The following is a 6108-nucleotide window of genomic DNA, read 5'->3' as shown; positions in this document are numbered from 1 at the left end:
TAAAGCTTCTGTAACGGATATGGATAAAGAACCAGTTGATTCAGCTTACGATACAGTAGTAGACAACCGTCCAAAAGAAATCGAAAAAGATGGTAAGACTTATGTATTGGTTCCAGCAGGAACTTACCCAGTAGGTGAAGTAGATGATCAAGGTCATCTTACATCATCAGATGACACAACTGGTAAGGTTATCGAAGGCGATAAGAATGTAACCTATGTTTACAAACTTAAAGAAAAGCCAAAAGGTGAAGTTATTATCACTTATGTTGATGAGAAGGGTAAAGAGATTCAAAAACCTCGTCAGGACACACCAAACTCACCATATGACACACCATATAACACTACTGAAGAAGGTGAAAAACCTAACTTCATCAAGGCAGAAGATGGTAAGACCTATAAGATCGTACCAAAAGGTGAATATCAAGTAGGTAAGGTCGATGAAAATGGTCACCTTGAGAAGTCTGATCCAGTTACAGGTAAGGTTACTAAACCAAAATCAACTATCACTTATGTTTATAAAGAAGTGAATGGTAGTGTATTTGTACACTATAAAGATACAGAAGGCAATGAGCTTAAAGATTCTGTAACGGATATGGATAAAGAACCAGTTGATTCAGCTTACGATACAGTAGTAGACAACCGTCCAAAAGAAATCGAAAAAGATGGTAAGACTTATGTATTGGTACCAGCTGGTAACTACCCAGTAGGTGAAGTAGATGATCAAGGCCACCTTACATCATCAGATGACACAACTGGTAAAGTAGCTGAACAAGATAAGAACGTTACTTATATCTACAAGCTTAAAGAAGAGCCAGTAGTACCTAAGGGTAATGTTTACGTTCACTATGTAGATACAGAAGGCAAGACCATCAAGTCAGATGTAACTGACGAAGATGCTCAACCAGTAGACAAAGACTACGACACAGTTGTAGACAACCGTCCACAAGAGATTGAATTCGAAGGTAAGACTTATGAATTGGTACCAGCTGGTAACTACACAGTAGGTGAAGTTGATGATGAGGGTCACTTGAAGTCTACTGACCCAACAACCGGTAAGGTCATTGAAGATGATAAGAATGTAACCTATGTATACAAACTTAAAGAAGAGCCAAAAGGTGAAGTGGTTATTACTTATGTAGATGAAAATGGTAAAGAGATTCAAAAACCTCGTCAAGATACACCAAACTCACCATATGATACACCATATAACACTACTGAAGAAGGTGAAAAACCTAACACTATCAAGACCGAAGACGGTAAGACATATAAGATTGTACCGAAGGGTGATTACCCAGTAGGTAAGGTCGATGAAAATGGTCACCTTGAATCATCTGATCCAGTTACAGGTAAGGTTACTAAACCAAAATCAACTATCACTTATGTTTATAAAGAAGTGAATGGTAATGTCTATGTACACTATAAAGATACAGAAGGAAATGAACTTAAAGCTTCTGTAACTGATATGGATAAAGAACCAGTTGATTCAGATTATGATACAGTCGTAGACAACCGTCCACAAGAAATTGAAAAAGACGGTAAGACTTATGTATTGGTCCCAGCAGGAAACTACACAGTAGGTGAAGTAGATGACGAAGGTCACTTGAAATCAACAGACCCAACAACCGGTAAGGTTATCGAAGGTGATAAGAATGTAACATATGTGTACAAACTTAAAGAAGAGCCAGTAGCACCTAAGGGTAACGTTTATGTTCATTACGTAGATACAGAAGGCAAGACAATCAAGTCAGATGTGACTGACGAAGATGCTCAACCAGTAGACAAAGACTACGATACAGTAGTAGATAACCGTCCACAAGAGATTGAATTCGAAGGTAAGACTTATGAATTGGTTCCAGCTGGTAACTACACAGTCGGTGAAGTAGATGACGAAGGTCACTTGAAGTCAACAGACCCAACAACCGGTAAGGTTATCGAAGGTGATAAGAATGTAACTTATGTATACAAACTTAAAGAAGAGCCAGCAGCACCTAAGGGTAACGTTTATGTTCACTATGTAGATACAGAAGGCAAGACCATCAAGTCAGATGTGACTGACGAAGATGCTCAACCAGTAGACAAAGACTACGATACAGTCGTAGACAACCGTCCACAAGAAATTGAAAAAGACGGTAAGACTTATGTATTGGTCCCGGCAGGAAACTACACAGTCGGTGAAGTAGATGACGAAGGTCACTTGAAATCAACAGACCCAACAACCGGCAAGGTTATCGAAGGTGATAAGAATGTAACATATGTGTACAAACTTAAAGAAACCCCAGCTGAACCTAAGAAGGGTGAAGTCATCATCACTTACGTAGACGAAAATGGTAAGGAAATCGAAAAACCTCGTCAAGATACACCAAACTCACCATATGACACACCATATAACACGACTGAGGAAGGTGAAAAACCGAATACTATCAAGACACCAGATGGTAAGACCTATAAGATCGTACCGAAAGGTGACTACCCAGTAGGTAAAGTTGATGAAGATGGACACTTGGAATCATCTGATCCAGTTAAAGGTAAAGTTGATAAACCAAAATCAACCATCACTTACGTCTATAAAGAAGTGAAGGGTAACGTTTATGTTCACTATGTAGATACAGAAGGCAAGACAATCAAGTCAGATGTAACCGACGAAGACAAACAACCAGTAGACAAAGACTATGATACAGTTGTAGACAACCGTCCACAAGAGATTGAATTCGAAGGCAAGACTTATGAATTGGTCCCAGCTGGTAACTACACAGTAGGTGAAGTAGATGAACAAGGTCACCTTAAGTCATCAGACCCAACAACAGGTAAAGTTATCGAAGGTGATAAGAATGTAACTTATGTATACAAACTTAAAGAAACGCCTAAGGGTAACGTTTATGTTCACTATGTAGATACAGAAGGCAAGACAATCAAGTCAGATGTAACCGACGAAGATGCTCAACCAGTAGACAAAGACTACGACACAGTTGTAGATAACCGTCCACAAGAGATTGAATTCGAAGGCAAGACTTATGAATTGGTCCCAGCTGGTAACTACACAGTAGGTGAAGTAGATGAACAAGGTCACTTGAAGTCAACAGATCCAACAACAGGTAAAGTTATCGAAGGTGATAAGAATGTAACTTATGTATACAAACTTAAAGAAACCCCAGCTGAACCTAAGGGTAACGTTTATGTCCACTATGTAGATACAGAAGGTAAGACAATCAAGTCAGATGTAACCGACGAAGATGCTCAACCAGTAGACAAAGACTACGACACAGTTGTAGACAATCGTCCACAAGAGATTGAATTCGAAGGCAAGACTTATGAATTGGTCCCAGCTGGCAACTACACAGTAGGTGAAGTAGATGAACAAGGTCACTTGAAGTCAACAGATCCAACAACAGGTAAAGTTATCGAAGGTGATAAGAATGTAACTTATGTATACAAACTTAAAGAAACTCCAGCTGAACCTAAGGGTAACGTTTATGTTCACTATGTAGATACAGAAGGCAAGACAATCAAGTCAGATGTAACCGACGAAGATGCTCAACCAGTAGACAAAGACTACGACACAGTTGTAGACAACCGTCCACAAGAGATTGAATTCGAAGGCAAGACTTATGAATTGGTACCAGCAGGTAACTACACAGTAGGTGAAGTAGATGAACAAGGTCACTTGAAGTCAACAGATCCAACAACAGGTAAAGTTATCGAAGGTGATAAGAATGTAACTTATGTATACAAACTTAAAGAAACCCCAGCTGAACCTAAGAAGGGTGAAGTCATCATCACTTACGTAGACGAAAATGGTAAGGAAATCGAAAAACCTCGTCAAGATACACCAAACTCACCATATGACACACCATATAACACCACTGAGGAAGGTGAAAAACCGAATACTATCAAGACACCAGATGGTAAGACCTATAAGATCGTACCGAAAGGTGACTACCCAGTAGGTAAAGTTGATGAAGATGGACACTTGGAATCATCTGATCCAGTTAAAGGTAAAGTTGACAAACCAAAATCAACCATCACTTACGTCTATAAAGAAGTGAAGGGTAACGTTTATGTTCACTATGTGGATACAGAAGGCAAGACAATCAAGTCAGATGTAACCGACGAAGATGCTCAACCAGTAGACAAAGACTACGACACAGTTGTAGACAACCGTCCACAAGAGATTGAATTCGAAGGCAAGACTTATGAATTGGTCCCAGCTGGCAACTACACAGTAGGTGAAGTAGATGAACAAGGTCACTTGAAGTCAACAGACCCAACAACAGGTGCAGTTGCTAAAGAGGATAAGAATGTAACTTATGTATACAAACTTAAAGAAACCCCAGCTGAACCTAAGAAGGGTGAAGTCATCATCACTTACGTAGACGAAAATGGTAAGGAAATCGAAAAACCTCGTCAAGATACACCAAACTCACCATATGACACACCATATAACACCACTGAGGAAGGTGAAAAACCGAATACTATCAAGACACCAGATGGTAAGACCTATAAGATCGTACCGAAAGGTGACTACCCAGTAGGTAAAGTTGATGAAGATGGACACTTGGAATCATCTGATCCAGTTAAAGGTAAAGTTGACAAACCAAAATTAACCATCACTTACGTCTATAAAGAAGTGAAGGGGAACGTTTATGTTCACTATGTGGATACAGAAGGCAAGACAATCAAGTCAGATGTAACCGACGAAGATGCTCAACCAGTAGACAAAGACTACGACACAGTTGTAGACAACCGTCCACAAGAGATTGAATTCGAAGGCAAGACTTATGAATTGGTATCAGCAGGTAACTACACAGTAGGTGAAGTAGATGAACAAAGTCACCTCAAGTCTACTGATCCTACCACAGGTAAAGTTATCGAAGGTGATAAGAACGTCACTTATGTATACAAACTTAAAGAAACTCCAGACAAGCCTGTAGAGCCAACTCCAGACAAACCTGTAGAGCCAACTCCAGACAAACCTGTAGAACCAACTCCAGACAAACCTGTAGAACCAACTCCAGACAAACCTGTAGAGCCAACTCCAGATAAGCCTGTAGAGCCAACTCCAGACAAGCCTGTAGAACCAACTCCAGATAAGCCTGTAGAGCCAACTCCAGACAAACCTGTAGAACCAACTCCAGATAAGCCTGTAGAACCAACTCCAGACAAGCCTGTAGAACCAACTCCAGACAAACCTGTAGAACCAACTCCAGACAAGCCTGTAGAGCCAACTCCAGACAAACCTGTAGAACCAACTCCAGACAAGCCTGTAGAACCAACTCCAGATAAGCCTGTAGAACCAACTCCAGATAAGCCTGTAGAGCCAACTCCAGACAAGCCTGTAGAGCCAACTCCAGACAAACCTGTAGAACCAACTCCAGACAAGCCTGTAGAGCCAACTCCAGACAAACCTGTAGAGCCAACTCCAGACAAGCCTGTAGAACCAACTCCAGATAAGCCTGTAGAACCAACACCAGACAAGCCTGTAGAGCCAACTCCAGACAAGCCAGTGAAACCAACACCAGGTAAACCTGTAGAACCAACTCCAGACAAGCCAGTGAAACCAACACCAGACAAACCAGTAGAACCAACACCAGGTAAACCTGTAGATCCAACATCAGCTAAAGGACAACTTCCAAATACTGGTGAAACTACATCTGCAGGCTCAACTGTACTCGGAGTAGTTGCAGGACTTGTAGGATTGGCAGCACTTGGACGTCGTAAAAAAGAAGACGAAAAATAGTCATCTTTCTTAAGTGAGTAATGTTACTTTATTAAAAATAACAAGTCACGATTGACGACCAGAGCCGGTTTTAAGTCATAGAAAAAAGAGAGTGGGACAGAAATCGGTAATTCGTTAGAATTCGATTTCGTCGTCCCACCTCCGCACAGTTGAGTAGGGCTGTAAAAGCTGATGAAATCAGCGTAGTAGAGCCCACTCAACCACTGCGTCTTGCTCAACAATCCAAAGACAATTTAGAGGCTAGGACTTTTGGCTCTTTGTCAACTGTAGTGGGTTGAATAAAAAGCTAACATCTGGAGAGGACAACGATTGTCCTCTCCATTTTTATATTCAGAGCGATGAAAATTCGTTTCTTAAAGTTATCAAAGTTCCTA

Annotated in this window: 1 protein-coding gene; it reads left to right on the top strand. The window is 40.6% G+C overall.

What is annotated here, in order from left to right:
* Nucleotides 1-19 precede the first annotated feature (19 nt).
* Nucleotides 20-5734, top strand: a complete 5715-nt coding sequence (locus tag QM460_RS10115; RefSeq protein ID WP_414290031.1) for a MucBP domain-containing protein — start codon at nucleotides 20-22, stop codon at nucleotides 5732-5734.
* The last annotated feature ends 374 nt before the right edge of the window (nucleotides 5735-6108 follow it).

It is taken from the genome of Streptococcus infantis, from assembly GCF_047464415.1.
In the GTDB taxonomy this organism is placed as follows: Bacteria; Bacillota; Bacilli; order Lactobacillales; family Streptococcaceae; genus Streptococcus; species Streptococcus infantis_AE.
This window is presented reverse-complemented; position numbering and strand designations above follow the sequence as displayed.